The 14,880-nt window shown below is 67.8% G+C and carries 13 protein-coding genes; 7 read left to right on the top strand and 6 right to left on the bottom strand.

The annotated features are described in order from the left end of the window. Nucleotides 1–825: an alpha/beta fold hydrolase gene (locus ACWDUN_RS10625; RefSeq protein ID WP_449928220.1), complete on the top strand. Its 825-nt coding sequence runs from the start codon at nt 1–3 to the stop codon at nt 823–825. Here ACWDUN_RS10625 and ACWDUN_RS10620 read toward each other — a convergent pair. The 5 genes from ACWDUN_RS10620 to fadD3 all read right to left on the bottom strand — a co-directional run bounded on the left by ACWDUN_RS10620 (nt 791) and on the right by fadD3 (nt 6,723). Further along, nucleotides 791–1,930, bottom strand: a complete 1,140-nt coding sequence (locus tag ACWDUN_RS10620) for a pyridoxal phosphate-dependent aminotransferase (protein WP_449928808.1) — start codon at nt 1,928–1,930, stop codon at nt 791–793. The genes ACWDUN_RS10625 and ACWDUN_RS10620 overlap by 35 nt on opposite strands. A 95-nt stretch (nt 1,931–2,025) precedes the next feature. Further along, nucleotides 2,026–2,961 carry an acyl-CoA dehydrogenase IpdE2 gene (ipdE2, locus tag ACWDUN_RS10615; RefSeq protein ID WP_449928218.1) on the bottom strand — a complete coding sequence of 312 codons (936 nt, stop codon included), beginning with the start codon at nt 2,959–2,961 and terminating at the stop codon, nt 2,026–2,028. Continuing rightward, nucleotides 2,958–3,911: an acyl-CoA dehydrogenase family protein gene (locus ACWDUN_RS10610; RefSeq protein WP_449928216.1), complete on the bottom strand. Its 954-nt coding sequence runs from the start codon at nt 3,909–3,911 to the stop codon at nt 2,958–2,960. Before ACWDUN_RS10610 ends, ipdE2 begins: the two co-directional genes overlap by 4 nt. Before the next feature lie 150 nt (nt 3,912–4,061). Continuing rightward, entirely contained in the window at nt 4,062–5,192 is a 1,131-nt protein-coding gene (locus tag ACWDUN_RS10605; RefSeq protein ID WP_449928214.1) for an acyl-CoA dehydrogenase family protein, read from the bottom strand. Nucleotide 5,193: 1 nt separating this feature from the next. Then, the gene (gene fadD3, locus ACWDUN_RS10600) at nt 5,194–6,723 is read right to left on the bottom strand and encodes a 3-((3aS,4S,7aS)-7a-methyl-1,5-dioxo-octahydro-1H-inden-4-yl)propanoate--CoA ligase FadD3 (protein ID WP_449928212.1); all 1,530 of its coding nucleotides are present in this window, start codon (nt 6,721–6,723) and stop codon (nt 5,194–5,196) included. A gap of 47 nt (nt 6,724–6,770) precedes the next feature. Between fadD3 and ipdE1 the strand changes: the two genes are divergently transcribed. The 5 genes from ipdE1 (at nt 6,771) to ACWDUN_RS10575 (ending at nt 11,954) form a co-directional block, all read left to right on the top strand. Further along, entirely contained in the window at nt 6,771–7,925 is a 1,155-nt protein-coding gene (gene ipdE1 / locus ACWDUN_RS10595) for an acyl-CoA dehydrogenase IpdE1 (RefSeq protein WP_449928210.1), read from the top strand. Next, nucleotides 7,922–8,713 carry a (5R,7aS)-5-hydroxy-7a-methyl-1-oxo-2,3,5,6,7,7a-hexahydro-1H-indene-carboxyl-CoA reductase gene (ipdF, locus tag ACWDUN_RS10590; RefSeq protein WP_449928208.1) on the top strand — a complete coding sequence of 264 codons (792 nt, stop codon included), beginning with the start codon at nt 7,922–7,924 and terminating at the stop codon, nt 8,711–8,713. Before ipdE1 ends, ipdF begins: the two co-directional genes overlap by 4 nt. A gap of 75 nt (nt 8,714–8,788) precedes the next feature. Further along, on the top strand, nt 8,789–9,454 hold the full coding sequence (locus ACWDUN_RS10585; RefSeq protein WP_449928206.1) for a response regulator transcription factor: 666 nt from the start codon (nt 8,789–8,791) through the stop codon (nt 9,452–9,454). Then, entirely contained in the window at nt 9,454–10,440 is a 987-nt protein-coding gene (locus ACWDUN_RS10580; protein WP_449928204.1) for an ATP-binding protein, read from the top strand. Before ACWDUN_RS10585 ends, ACWDUN_RS10580 begins: the two co-directional genes overlap by 1 nt. Next, on the top strand, nt 10,437–11,954 hold the full coding sequence (locus ACWDUN_RS10575) for a DUF4153 domain-containing protein (RefSeq protein WP_449928202.1): 1,518 nt from the start codon (nt 10,437–10,439) through the stop codon (nt 11,952–11,954). The genes ACWDUN_RS10580 and ACWDUN_RS10575 overlap by 4 nt, the downstream gene beginning before the upstream one ends. A 21-nt stretch (nt 11,955–11,975) precedes the next feature. Here the strand turns inward: ACWDUN_RS10575 and ACWDUN_RS10570 are convergent, their stop codons facing one another. Continuing rightward, complete coding sequence (locus tag ACWDUN_RS10570; protein WP_449928200.1) at nt 11,976–13,829, bottom strand: hypothetical protein; 1,854 nt, start codon at nt 13,827–13,829, stop codon at nt 11,976–11,978. A 447-nt stretch (nt 13,830–14,276) separates the two neighbouring features. On the opposite strand from ACWDUN_RS10570, the gene kstR2 reads away from it, so the two are divergent. Then, nucleotides 14,277–14,864, top strand: coding sequence for a TetR family transcriptional regulator KstR2 (kstR2, locus tag ACWDUN_RS10565; RefSeq protein WP_449928198.1), 588 nt, complete (start codon nt 14,277–14,279; stop codon nt 14,862–14,864). Nucleotides 14,865–14,880: the final 16 nt, after the last annotated feature.

The raw sequence follows: 14,880 nt of genomic DNA, 5'->3' as shown, positions 1-14,880 counted from the left end.
ATGAGCACTCTCATCACCAAGGACGGCACGCAGATCTTTTTCAAGGACTGGGGAGTCGGACAGCCCATCGTCTTCAGCCATGGATGGCCGCTGTCGTCCGACGACTGGGACAATCAGATGCTGTACTTCTCATCCCAGGGTTACCGGGTGATCGCGCATGACCGCCGCGGCCACGGCCGGTCGGCGCAGACGCCCGACGGACACGATCTGGACCACTATGCAGACGACCTCGCAGCGCTCACCGAGCATCTCGACCTGCGCGAGGCCATTCACGTCGGGCACTCCACCGGTGGTGGTGAGGTGGTGCGCTATCTGGCCCGCCACGGCGAGAGTCGGGTGGCCAAGGCCGCGCTGATCAGTGCGGTACCTCCGCTGATGGTGCAGACCGAGGCCAATCCCGAGGGCCTGCCCAAGAGCGTCTTCGACGACCTGCAGGCGCAGTTGGCGGCGAACCGCTCGACGTTCTACCGCGCGCTGCCCGAGGGGCCGTTCTACGGTTTCAATCGACCTGACGTGCAACCCATTCCCGCGATCATCGACAACTGGTGGCGTCAGGGGATGATGGGTGACGCGTACTCCCACTACGACGGGATCGTCGCCTTCTCGCAGACCGACTTCACCGAAGATCTGAAGAAGATCACGGTGCCCACCCTCGTGATGCACAGCCGCGACGACCAGATCGTGCCGTACGTGGCGTCAGGTCCGAAGTCGGCCGCGCTGCTGCGCAACGGGACGCTGATCACCTACGAGGATTTCCCCCACGGGATGCCCACGACGCACGCAGAGGTGATCAACGCGGACCTGCTGGCGTTCCTGAAGTCCTGAGCCACGGGCCCATCCGCTCCAGCGCGGTGCTGATGTCGGCCGCCGCACCCGCGAAGGACAACCGCACGAACGACCCGCCGTGCACCGTGTCGAAGTCGACCCCGGGCGCGATGGCCACCCCGGTGTCGGCCAGCAGGCGGGCACAGAAGTCCAGGGAGTCCGTCGAATAATCGGAGATGTCGGCGTACACGTAGAACGCGCCGTCGGCCGGGGCCAGCCTGCCCAGGCCGATATCAGCCAACCCGTCCAGCAGCAGCCGACGGTTCACGGTGTACTCACCGACCAGCCGATCGGCCTCGGCCAGCGACGCTTGCTCGAAGGCGGCGACGGCGGCGAGTTGCGGCAGCGTCGGCGGACAGATGGAGAAGTTGCCGGTCAGGCAGTCGACGGCGCGGCGCAGCGGTTCGGGCACCAACAACCAGCCCAGCCGCCACCCCGTCATCGCGAAGTACTTCGAGAAGCTGTTCACCACAATGGGATTGCGCGACGTCTCCCACGCGCAGCTGGTCGCCGGCGCGCCTGGATACTCCAATCCGTGGTACAGCTCATCGCTGACCAGTTGCACACCGCGCTCATCGCACCAACGCGCGATATCCGCCAGGTCGGCGGCCGGGATGATGGTCCCGGTCGGGTTGGCCGGGCTGGCGATGATCAACCCCTGGACCGGCGGATCCAAGGCCTCCAACATCGGCACCGTCGGCTGGAAGCGGGTCTGCGGACCGCACGGCACCTCGACGACCTCGCAGCCCAGCGCGGACAAGATGTTGCGATAGCAGGGATAGCCGGGACTGGTCACCGCGACCCGATCCCCGACGTCGAAACACGACAGGAATGCCAGCAGGAAGCCGTTCGAGGATCCGGTGGTGACGACCACCGCATCGGACTCGACGTCGATACCGTGGCGGTCCCGGTAGGACGCGGCGATGGCCTCGCGCAAGGCCGGGATGCCCAGCGCCACGGTGTATCCCAAGTTGTCCTTGGCCAGCGCCTCGGCGGCGGCCGCCCGGACCGGAGCCGGTGCCTGCGCGCTGGGCTGGCCCGCCGACAGGTTGACCAGGTCGCCGTGGCTGCGCTGACGCTCCGCGGCGGCCAGCCAGACATCCATCACGTAGAACGGCGGGATTCCGGCGCGCAGCGCCACGCGTGGGGTGGTGTCGGTCACCGGTTCGAGATTAGTCTGCTGACCGTCGATGCCCCACCTCAGAAAACCTCGGCTTCGAGCCGGCGCAGATGCTCGCGCGGCGGCCCGAACAGCTGGGCGCTGCCGTGCGCCCGTTTGAAGTACAGCTGGATGTCGTGCTCCCAGGTGATGGCGATACCACCGTGCATCTGCACGGCCTCGGCCACCACATCGGTCAGCGCCTCGCTGGCGAACACCCGAGCCAACGACGCCGACGCGGCGGACGGTTCGCCGATCGCGTCGTAGATGACCGCACGGGCCGACTGCACCTTGACGTACAGGTCTGCCATCCGGTGCTTGAGCGCCTGAAAGCTCCCGATCGGCCGGCCGAACTGCACGCGATCCTTGGTGTAGGCCACGGTCAGATCCAATGCGCGCGAGGCGGCGCCGATCTGCTCGGCGGCCAGCAGCAGTGCCGCGGTGTCGGCCAACCCGGGATCGGTGCCCAACGCGACGGTCTCACCGGCGGTCACCGCGGACAGCCGCCGCGTCAGATCCATGGTGGTGTGGGCCTGCGCGGTGAAGCTCGTCCACCGGGTGAGATCGGTTCCGTCCGTGGCGATCACGATATCGGCGATATCGCCGTTGATGACGTAGTCGGGGTCGAAGACGACGGTGCCGATGGACGTCCCCTCGGCCAGACCCTCGAGCGGTTCGTGGTCTCCGGCGTGCAGCAGCGCCAACTCGGTCAGCGTGGTGCCCAGCAGCGGGGTCGGTACCAGCGCCTTGCCGAGCTCTTCGAGGACGACGGCGGCGTCGGCGAGTTCCCCGCCGGCCCCGCCGAGATCCTCCGGCACGACCAGTGCCGCGGCACCGACCTGCTCGCACAACAACTTCCACAACGCCTCGTCGTAGCCGCGCTCGGATTCCATGGCCGAGCGCACGGCTTCCGGACCGGCGTGCCTGTCGACCAGTGCCGCCACCGTCTCCCGGAGCAGCTCGCGTTCCTCGCTCACAATGCCTCCAACAGTCGACGGCGGTGCACGGCCGGATCACCCCAGGCCGAGCGCAGCGCCTGCGCCCGCAACAACAGCAGCGACAGGTCGTGCTCCTGGGTGAACCCGATGGCGCCGTGGGTCTGCAGCGATGACCTGCCGGCCAACAGCGCCGCGTCGGCGGCCGCGACCTTGGCGGCGCTGACATCACGGGCGGTGTCCGGAAAACCATCGGCCAGTGCCAGCGCGGCGCCGTAGACCAGTGGCCGGGCCAACTCGATCGCGATGTGTACATCGGCGAGCTTGTGCTTGATGGCCTGGTAGGAGCCGATCACCCGGCCGAATTGGGTGCGCTGCTTGGCGTATTCGACCGACAGGTCGAGCATGGCCTGGCCGGCGCCGATCAGTTGGGCGGCGGTGGCCAGGACACCGAACTCGTAGGCCTGCGCCGTGTCGGCCGCCCAGGACTCACCCGAGGCGTTGACCTCGAACAGTTTGCGGCTGGGATCCACGGAGTCATGGGCGGCGCCCGCGCCGGCCTCGGACACCCGGCCGTCACCGGCGAGCAGGACCAGATCGGCGAAGTCGGCGTTGACGGCGTACGGAGCGTGCGGCGGCAGTGCGACGGTGGCGATCGTCTCACCGGCGGCCAGCGCCGACGAGCGCTCGTCGCCGCGCAGCAGAAGCGGTGCCACCACGACGGATTCGGTGACCGGACCGGGAACGGCCCAGTAGCCCAGCCGCTCCAATGCGACCATGAGGTCGACCGGGTGCGCGTCGATACCGTCGAACTTCTCGGCCACGAGCAGTGCGGTGACGCCGAGGTCGGTCAGTTGGCCCCAGATCTTGCGGCCCCGGGTGGTGTCACCGTCGGCCCAGGCCCGCACCGCGGCGGGCACATCGGCCGCACCCAGTGCGGCGTCGATACTGGACGCGAAGTCGCGCTGCTGCTCGTCTAGTTCGAAGTTCATGCCTCGGCTCCCACTCGCTCCGGTCCTCGCTCGTACCTCGCTGCGATCCTCACTCGTGGTCGCTTTCGGGCGTTCATGCCTCGGCTCCCACTCGCTCCGGTCCTCGCTCGTACCTCGCTGCGATCCTCACTCGTGGTCGCTTTCGGGCGTTCACTTGGGCTCCCTCGGCAGGCCCAGCAGGCGCTCGGCGATGATGTTGCGCTGAATCTCGTTGGTACCGGCATAGATCGGCCCGCCGAGCGCGAAAAGCAGACCCTCGGTCGTGTGGTCGGCGATCTCGGCATCGGCGCCTTGCAGGTCCAGCGCGGTCTGGTGCAACGCCACGTCCAGATCGGACCAGAACACCTTGGTCACCGAAGACTCGGCACCCAACTCGCCACCGCGGGCCAGCCGGGTGACGGTGCCGAAGGTGTGCAGCCGGTAGGCCTGGGCCTTGATCCAGGCGTCGGCCACCCGATCGGTGAAGGCGGGGTCGGGATTGCGCTTCCACTGCGCCACCAGTCGTTCGGCGGGAGCCAGGAAGCGGGCCGGGCTGCGCAGCGACATGCCACGTTCGTTGCTCGACGTGCTCATTGCGGCGCGCCAGCCGTCGTGCACCTCGCCGATGACATCCTCATCCGGGACGAACACGTCGTCGAGGAACACTTCGCCGAATCCCGTGTCACCGCCCAGCTGGGCGATCGGACGCACCGTGACACCGTCGGCATGCAGATCGAACATGAAGTAGGTCAGACCCTTGTGCCGCTGGGCGGCCGGGTCGGAGCGGAACAATCCGAATCCCCGCTCACCGAACGGCGCCCGGGAGCTCCAGATCTTCTGCCCGTTGAGCAGCCAGCCGCCGTCGGTGCGGGTGGCCGTCGAGCGCAACGAGGCCAAGTCGCTGCCGGACTCCGGCTCCGACCAGGCCTGCGCCCAGATCTCCTCGCCGCTGGCCATCTTGGGCAACACCCGGTCGAGCTGCTCCTTGGTGCCGTGCGCGAACAGCGTCGGCGCCAGCATCGATGTGCCGTTGGCGCTGGCCCGCCCGGGCGCCCCGGCGCGGAAGTACTCCTCCTCGAAGGCCACCCACTGCAACAGGGTGGCATCTCGGCCGCCGTACTCCGCGGGCCAGGCGATCACCGACAGGCCGGCATCGAAAAGCACCTTGTCCCAACGGCGGTGCTGTTCGAAGCCCTCCTCGGTGTCATAGGACTTGGTCGGAAAGGAATCCCGGTTGGACGCTAGGAAGTCGCGGACCTCGGCCCGGAACTCCTCGGTGCCCTCGTCGAAGTTCAGGTCCACCTCAGGCCTTCCCGTCGATCTCACGCAACATCGGTTTGACCACTTTGCCTCCTGGGTTTCGCGGCAGAACGTCGAGGAAGACCACCGACCGCGGTACCTTGAAGTTCGCCAGATGCTCACGGGTGTGGGCGATCACCGTCGCCTCATCGAGTTGCCTGCCGGCCTTGGCCACCACGAAGGCCCTACCGACCTCGCCGAGGCGTGCGTCGGGAACCCCGATCACCGCGGCCTCCGCGACGCCGTCCAGGCGGGCCAGCACCTGTTCGATCTCGGCGGGATAGACATTGAACCCGCCGCAGATGTACATGTCCTTGAGCCGGTCGGTGATGGTCAGATTACCTGCGGCATCGAGAGTTCCGATGTCACCGGTGTGCAGCCACCCGTCGGCGTCGATGGCCGCTGCGGTGGCCTCCGGATCGTCGAGATAACCGAGCATGACATTGGGACCGCGCAGCAGGACCTCGCCGGATTCGCCGAGGCGCAACTCGAAATCGGCGATCGGGCGCCCGCAGGTGGTGGCCACCGTGGTGGCGTCGTCATCGGCGCTGCACATGGTGCCGAAGCCGGCCGCCTCGGTCAACCCGTAGGCGGTCAGCACGATGTCGATGTCCAGTTCGGACTGCATCCGTTCGATCAGCACCACCGGCACCACCGCCGCACCGGTCACCGCGAATCGCAGCGAGGTCAGGTCGTAGTCGGCGCGGCGGGGATGGTCCAACAGTGTCTGGTAGATCGTCGGCGGACCGGGCAGCACCGTGATCTGATGATCGGCAACCGCCTTCATCGCCTGCTCGGGATCGAAGGTGAGCAGTGGATACAGTGTCGCGCCGGTCTGCAGGCAGGCCAGGATGCCGGCCTTGTAACCGAAATTGTGGAAGAACGGGTTGATGCACAGGTAGCGGTCGGTGCTACTCACCCGACCGCAGGCGGCCCAGGCCTTCGAGGCGTCCAGGGATTGCCGATGCGCGCAGCGCACACCCTTGCTGCGTCCGGTGGTGCCCGAGGTGAACAGGATGTCGGACACATCGTCGGGGGAGACGGCCGCGGCGCGGGCGTCGACGGCATCCAGGTTGTTGCCGCGAGCGACGAATTCGTCCCAGGTGCCGTCGTCGGCGTCGATCGGCACCCGCACGATATGGCGCAGCGCGGGCAGGGTGTCGCGGTCGAGTTGTGCGGTGCGGTCGGCTCCGAGGAACTCACCGGCCGCGATCAGCAGCGGCGCCTCGGTGCGGGCCAGGATGTCGGCCGCCTCGCTGGCCGTATAGCGGGTGTTCAGCGGCACCACCACGGCACCGGCGTAGTGGGTGGCAAGGGCGGCGACCACCCAGTGCCAGGTGTTTGGACACCAGATCGCGACGCGGTCGCCGACCGCGACGCCGAGGTCGATCATGGCAGCGGCCACGCGGCGCACCTCTTCACGCAACTGTCCGTAGGTGAGCTTCTTCTCGCTCGTGACCAGGGCGTCGTGGTCGGAAAATTGCACGGCAATCCGGTCCAGCACCGCCGGGACGGTCTGTCGGTCGCTCGTCATTGATGCTCCTCTAACAAAGCAAGTGCTTGGTAGGTTAGCCTACAAGGGTGATTGAGGTCGAGGAGTTCCGGGCCGAGGTCCGGCAATGGCTCGCCGACAACCTCGTCGGCGAATATGCAGCGCTCAAGGGCCTCGGCGGCCCCGGCCGCGAGCATGAGGCCTACGAGGAACGCCGGGCCTGGAATCAGCATCTGGCCGCCGCCGGACTGACCTGCCTGGGCTGGCCGGAGGAGCACGGCGGCCGCGGGCTGACCGTCGCACACCGGGTGGCGTTCTACGAGGAGTACGCCAAGGCCGATGCCCCCGACAAGGTGAATCACCTCGGTGAGGAACTGCTCGGTCCGACGCTGATCGCCTATGGCACGCCTGAGCAGCAAAAGCGGTTCCTGCCCGGCATCCGCGACGTCACCGAGTTGTGGAGCCAGGGGTACTCCGAACCCAATGCCGGCAGTGACCTCGCCAATGTGTCGACCACCGCCACCCTCGACGCGGAGGATCAGCAGTGGCATATCAATGGTCAGAAAGTCTGGACCTCGCTGGCGCACTGGGCGCAGTGGTGCTTCGTGGTGGCGCGCACCGAGAAGGGCTCCAAGCGGCACTCCGGGCTGTCGTTCCTGCTGGTGCCGCTCGATCAGCCGGGGGTCCAGATCCGGCCCATCATCCAGCTCACCGGCGACTCCGAGTTCAACGAGGTGTTCTTCGACGATGCCCGCACCGAGGCCGCGTTGGTCGTCGGGGAGCCCGGTGACGGCTGGCGGGTCGCCATGGGCCTGCTGACCTTCGAGCGCGGCGTCTCCACGCTGGGCCAGCAGATCCGCTACGCCCGTGAGCATTCCAACCTGGTCGAGGTGGCCAAGCGCACCGGCGCCGCCGACGATCCGCTGATCCGGGAGCGGCTGACCCGGTCCTGGGCCGGTCTGAAGGCGATGCGGTCCTACTCGTTGGCGACCATGGACGTCGAGCAGCCCGGGCAAGATAACGTGTCGAAGTTGTTGTGGGCCAACTGGCATCGCGAGCTCGGCGAGATCGCCATGGACGTGCAGGGGATGGCCGGCCTGACGCTGGACGACAATGAATTCGACGAGTGGCAGCGGCTGTATCTGTTCTCCCGCTCGGACACCATCTACGGCGGATCCAACGAGATCCAGCGCAACATCATCGCCGAGCGGGTGCTCGGCCTACCCCGAGAGGCCAAAGGATGACCGATCTATCCGTTGCTCCCGCTGAGATCGAAGGCCACGGCCTGCTCAAGGGCAAGGTCGTCCTGGTCACCGCGGCGGCCGGTACCGGCATCGGCTCGACCACGGCGCGGCGAGCCCTACTCGAGGGTGCCGATGTGGTGGTCTCGGACTTCCACGAGCGCCGACTGAACGAGACCCGCGAGGAGCTGACCGGACTCGGTCTCGGCAAGGTCGAATCGGTGGTCTGCGATGTCACCTCGACGGCGGCCGTGGACGCGCTCATCACCGACACCGTCGCCAAGGCCGGCCGGCTCGACGTGCTGGTCAACAACGCAGGCCTGGGTGGGCAGACCGCGGTCATCGACATGACCGACGACGAGTGGGACCGCGTCGTCAACGTCACCCTGACCTCGGTCATGCGCGCCACCCGCGCCGCGCTGCGGTACTTCCGCGACGCCCCGCACGGCGGGGTGATCGTCAACAACGCCAGCGTGCTGGGCTGGCGGGCTCAGCACTCCCAGTCGCACTATGCCGCCGCGAAGGCCGGGGTGATGGCGCTGACCCGCTGCAGTGCAATCGAAGCCGTCGAATACGGCGTACGGATCAACGCGGTGTCACCGAGCATCGCTCGGCACAAGTTCCTGGAGAAGACGTCCTCGGCCGAGTTGCTGGACCGCCTCGCCGGCGATGAGGCCTTCGGCCGGGCCGCCGAGCCGTGGGAAGTCGCGGCGACCATCGCGTTCTTGGCCAGCGACTACTCCAGCTACCTGACCGGCGAGGTCATCTCGGTGTCCAGCCAGCGCGCCTGATTCCCCGCAGCTTCTCCACAGAACCTTCACAATCGCTGCCCGGAAGCGCCACAGCCTGCACTTACAGTCGAGGCTGTGAAGCGCATCCTCGTGGTCGACGACGAACCGACCATCCTGGCCGCGGTGGCCGACCGGCTGCGCGCCGAGTCGTTCACGGTGGACACGGCGGTGGACGGGCCCTCGGCCGTCGCGGCGGCAGAGGCGACCTCGCCGGACCTGGTGGTCCTCGACGTGATGCTGCCCGGCTTCGACGGTCTGGAGGTGTGCCGGCGCATCCAGGCCGACCGGCCGGTGCCGGTGCTGATGCTCACGGCCCGCTCCGATGAGACCGACATGCTGATCGGGCTCGGTATCGGGGCCGACGACTACCTGACCAAACCGTTCAGCATGCGCGAGCTGGTCGCCCGGGTGCGGGTGCTGCTGCGCCGGGTCGAGCGCGCCGCGACCGGTCAGCCGGTGTCGGTGGGCGGCTACCGCATCGATCTGCAGGAGCGCCGGGTACACGACGGTGACCGGGAAATCTACCTGACCCGAACCGAATTCGACCTGCTGGCGTACCTGGCCGGACGCCCCCGAGCCGCCATCGCCCGCGAGACGCTGCTGGAACAGGTCTGGGGTTGGGCCGCCGACGTCGAGAGCCGCACCGTCGACAGTCACGTGAAGGCGTTGCGGCGCAAGCTGGGCGCCGATCTGATCCGCACCGTGCACGGGGTGGGCTACGCCCTGGAGGTGCCGCGGTGATGAGCGGGTGGTGGGACCGGTTGCCGCGTCCGCTCGACCCGTTCGCCTCGTTCAAGGTCAAGACCACCCTGCTGGTCGGCAGCGCCATCACGCTGGCGGCGTTCACCTTCTGGGTCGGCGCCAGCTGGCAGTTCCGATACGCGCTGTTGGCGGCGCTGCTGACCTCGGTGGTGGCCGTCCAGTTCCTGGCGCACGGGATGACCTCGCCGCTGCGGCAGATGGCGGCAGCGGCGCGGGCGATGGCGCGCGGTGACTACAGCATCCGCGTCCGCGCCACCTCCCGTGACGAAATCGGCCAGCTCGCTGCGGCATTCAACCAGATGGCCGAGGATCTCGGTGCGGCCGACGAGTACCGGCGCGGGCTGATCGGCAACGTGTCACATGAGCTGCGCACACCGATCACGGCACTGCGGGCGGTGCTGGAGAATCTGGTCGACGGTGTCGCCGACCCCGATCCGGAGACGCTGCGCGCCGCGCTGCGCCAGACCGAGCGACTCAGCGAATTGGTGACCGACCTGTTGGACCTGTCGCGTGTCGAAGGCGGCGCGATCCCGTTGCGGCTCAGCCGTTTCGCGGTGACCGATTTTTTGACCGACGCCGTCGAGCACACCGCCGCGCAGCTGTCCGTCGAACCGCCCGGGCTCACCGCGGTGGCCGATCCCGCGCGGTTGCGCCAGGTCGTGGTGAACCTGGTGGACAACGCCGTGCGGCACAACCCGCCGGGAGGCCGGGTGACCGTGCGTGCCTGGTCGGCGTCCGGGCTGCGCCTGGAAGTGTGCGATGACGGGCCCGGCATCCCGGAAGCGGAGCGCGAGCGCATGTTTCAACGCTTCACCCGCGGCGGCACCTCCGATGGCGGCACCGGCCTCGGGTTGGCCATCGCCCGCTGGGCCGTCGACCTGCACGGCGGCTCGATCGAAGTGCTGGACACCCCCGGCGGATGCCGGATCCGGGTGGCGATCCCCGAGCTGGAGGTTTCGCGATGACCATGATGGCTCCCGGCATGCCCCCGCTGCCGCCGATGCTGGGGCCACTGCCGCCCCGACACGGCGAGCCCGGTTTCACGGTGTGGCCGCGCCGGATCTGGTCGCTGGACCCACTGGCCGCCGCCCCATCGCGGTTCACCGGGATTGCCACGGCCGTCGCGCTGATCGGTGCCGCGCTGTGGCGCCCGGCCGAACTCAGCATCGGCTACCTTGTTGTCGGCGTCATGGTGTTCGCCGCCGTGTACGGCACGGCGGGGCGCACACCGACCCGCTTCGAGGCGTTGGGCGTGACCCTGACGCTGGCGCTGCTCACGGTGCCGGGTGTGCTGGCAGCCGACTGGGTCGGCGGCCTGTGCTTGGCCGCGGCCTGGGTGATGGGCTGGCACACCTTGATCGGGGGCCACACGTGGACGGCGGTGGCGGGTGCCGGATTCGTGCCGTGGTTGCTGCCAGCGCGCGTGATCGGCTGGGCGCAGCGCGGATTGCCGCGTCGGGCCCAGGTACCCAACGCCGGGCGCATCGTGGTTGTCGGCGGCGTCACCGTGGCGCTGGTGCTGGTGTTCGGAAGCCTGTTCATGGGCGCCGATCCGGCCTTCGACCGCTTCGTCAGCAGCCTCGTCCCGACGATCGACACCGACGACATGGTCAGCCGCGTCGCGGTTTTCGCGCTGGTGCTGCTGTTCGTTCTCGGCGGGGGCTACCTGGTGCGGTGCGCGCCGCGACTGGACGCGCTGGCCCCCGCGCGCCGTGATCCGGTGCCGCGGTGGGAATGGGCCCTACCGCTGGCCGCGCTCGACGTGCTGTTCGTCGCCTTCGTCGCGGTGCAGGCCGCGGTGCTCTTCGGTGGGCACAACCATGTGCTGGCCACCGAGGGTCTGACGTACGCCGAGTACGCCCGGCAAGGGTTCTGGCAACTGTTGTGGGTGTCGGCACTCGCGCTGCTGGTGATCGCGGTGGTGCTGCGGGTCGCCGATGGCGGGCGGGACCGCATGGCATTGCGGCTGCTCGTCGGAACACTGTGCGCGACATCGGTTGTCGTCGTCGTCTCGGCGATCATGCGGATGTGGGTCTATCAACAGGCCTACGGATTCAGCACCGAGCGGCTGATGGTGATCACCATCGAGTTGTGGTTGGGGATGGTGTTCGTCCTGGTGGCCGCGTCCGGCGTCCGGATGACGGCGACGTGGTTGCCGCGCGCGGCGCTGATGGCCGGCGTGGTCGCGCTGCTCGGACTGGCGGCATTGAACCCCGAACGGCTGATCGCCGACCGCAACATCGACCGGTTCGAGCGGACCGGACTGCTCGATGCCAAATACCTGTCCGGGTTGTCGGCGGATATCGACCCCGCGGTGCAGCGACTGCCCGAACCGGTGCGCCAATGCGTCGACCGCCAAGATGTGGCCGACGATCCCTGGTACCTGTTCAACCTGTCGCGGCACCGCGCGATCGATCATCCGTACCTTGCCGACCTGCCCGTGGGATGTGAGCAGTACTGGCCGGGGTTCTCGCGCTGAGCCGAGTCCGAAGAACGCTCGTCAGTCGTCGCTGCCGGCATCTGCACCCTTCTGGGTGGTCCGTTCACCGGCCGGTTCCTGCGCCCGCGAATCGGCTGCGGACTCGGCTTGTTCACTTTCGCCGTCACCCGAGCTCTCCGACTCCTCGGAACCCGCGGGGCGGTCGGCTTGCTCGGAGCTCTCGGAATCGGTGCGCAGCGAATCAGTGCTCTCGGAACCGTCGTCGACCTCGGAACCGTCGCTCTGCGCCGGCTCGTCGTCGTCGGCCGTGACCTCGTCGACCGGGTCGGTCGGCTCGGTCTGGGACACCTCGCTGACGACCGGTGCGGTGGCCGCTTCGGGCTCCGGTGCTGCGGTGTCGCCGACAAGGGCGGCATCGGCAACACCCTCGGCGGCACCCTCGGCCGGTCCGGTGCCCTCAAGCGTGTCCGACTCCGCGGTACGGGCCCCGGCCGGTTGCGGCTGCAGGCCGGAAACCGGGTTGTAGCCGAGCAGGTCGTTGATCACCTCGCGGGCGTTCTCGTTGAGGTTGGTCAGCGTCGCGCCGGCGTTGGTGATGGCGTTGTTGATCCCGCCTATCACTTCGGTGGCGACCACATCACGGACCCAGTTGACCGCATAGTTCACCGAGCCGGCCAATTCGAGCGTCAGTTCGGCCGCCCGGTCGAGGCCGACCTGAGTCAGCAGCCCGGCGACGGTCTCGGCGAGATTGGTGGTCAGCGCGGTGACCAGTGCCGCGGTGGTCGTGGTCACCCCGGCCAGCACGCTTCCCGGCAGGGCGAGCGCGCTGGTGCCGGCGGAGATTCCCGCGCCCGTCACATCGAATCCGCCGTTGAACAGCCCGCCCAGGGCGGTGGTGTAGCTCTCCAGTTCCAGGGGCGCATTGCCGATGGCGTCGAGTGCGACGTTCAGGCCGGTCTGCACACCCACCACCGCTTCGGATGCGGCGTTCACGATCGGGTCCACCGCGGCGATCACCGGGAACCCGATGTTGACCAGCCCACCGAGAACGCCGGTGTTGTTGATGATCTTGACGGGGTTGAGCGCCAGTCCCTGGATCAGGCCCACCAAGCCGGCGACGAGCTCGCTGCCGCTCTGCTGGGCGATACCGTCCAGTGCACCGTTCAGCGTGTCCACCGCGAGGTTCACCTGACCGGTGAGTCCCGAACTGCCGAGGCCGATGACGTTGATGACACCGCCGACCGTGGCGGACAGCACCGTGCCGAACAGGCCCGAGCCACCAACACCCGGCAGCAGGCCGGTGGGATACGTCGGGTCCTGGGCGACAAGGGCGTCACCGATGATGTTCACCACCCCGGCGAGCAGGCCGGTGTAGCTGGCGAGCTTGAACGGATTGTTGATGACGTCGGTGATCGCGTAGAGGGCGGTGTTCAGCGATCCGATCAGGGTGCTGCCGATGATGTCGGTGATGTCACCGGGCAATGGGACGACGGCACTGGCGGCCCCGTTGATGCTGGCGGAGGTCATCGCCAGACTCGCCTGGGAGTAGTTGCCGATGGTGGTCACCAGAGTGCCCAGCGCCCCGGTTCCGGCCGCGGCGATCAATCTGGTCCAGAGTCCGGTGTTGAGCCGTTCGGCTTCGGCCAGCACATCGGCAAGGGTGTCGGTCGCGAACGTTTCGGCGGAGTCGATCCCCGCATTCACATCGGCCAGTCCGGCCCGCAGCGCGGCGATCAGCCTGTCGACATCGGCGGGATCGATCACCGCTGCGAGTCGGACGTCGGCGGTGCTCACGGCGGGCAGCGCGATGGTGCGGTCCGCGGTGGGGGTCACCACCAGCGGGGTGAGCGCGATGGCGCTCGCCGCGGTGAAGGCCATTCCGGTTGTGAAATAGGAGCGGGCGGATATTTCCATGAGCGGTTACCCCTTCGCACGGTTGCTCGACGTCGGACGGACCGTTTCAAGGGTAGGAAGACAATGCTGGCAGTATGGGTATTTTGCGCAAACGTCAGGTCCCCATTGAATCGCGAGCGAATTAGCTGACCGGGTCTGCGATCGAGGTCTGCGATACAGGTGTACGGTGCCCGGAGCGGCCGGATGAATCGCACATTCGTCGCTGTCGCGTGGGGGTTCCACCGGATTGAGCGGGTCGAACATCTCACCGTCGTCGCATGGCGGTGTTGCTGAAATGTGACACGCGTGCGCCGTTGCCGCGACGTGGTCTCGGGCGGTCATCCGGCCGGGAGCGCAGGCGCCGGTGAGCTCGCCCATGGGTGTGACCAATATCACACTTGATGCCCAATTATCGCGTGGGCGTCGCCCGTGTCGACCTAGCAAGTGCTTGGTTGGTAAGCTGTCCGAATGACGCAGCCGGCCAGCCGCCGCGACGAGCTCCTGCAGCTCGCCGCGACGATGTTCGCCGAGCGCGGCCTGAAGGCCACCACGGTCCGCGATATCGCCGATTCTGCGGGCATCCTCTCGGGAAGCCTGTACCACCATTTCAAATCCAAGGAGCAGATGGTCGAGGAGGTCTTGCGCGATTTCCTCGACTGGCTCTTCGAGCGTTATCAGCAGGTCCTGGCGACCGAATCGACCCCGCTGGACCGGCTCCAAGGATTGTTCATGGCCTCGTTCGAGGCGATCGAACACCGGCACGCCCAGGTGGTCATCTACCAGGACGAGGCCAAGCGGCTGTCCTCGCTGGCGCAGTTCTCGTTCGTCGACGAGCGCAACCGCGAGCAGCGCAAGATGTGGGTCGACCTGCTGCACGACGGAATTGCCGACGGCTCGTTCCGGCCCGATCTCGACGTCGACCTGATCTACCGCTTCATCCGGGACACCACGTGGGTGTCGGTGCGCTGGTATCAGCCGGGTGGACCGCTCACGGCCGAGGAAGTCGGCCGTCAATACCTCGCCATCGTTCTTGGCGGCATCACCAGAACCGGATAACGAATGGAGACTCCCC

This window comes from Mycobacterium sp. NPDC003323 (assembly GCF_053589535.1).
Note: the sequence above shows the minus strand (reverse complement) of the source record. Positions and strands in the feature narration are given on the sequence as shown.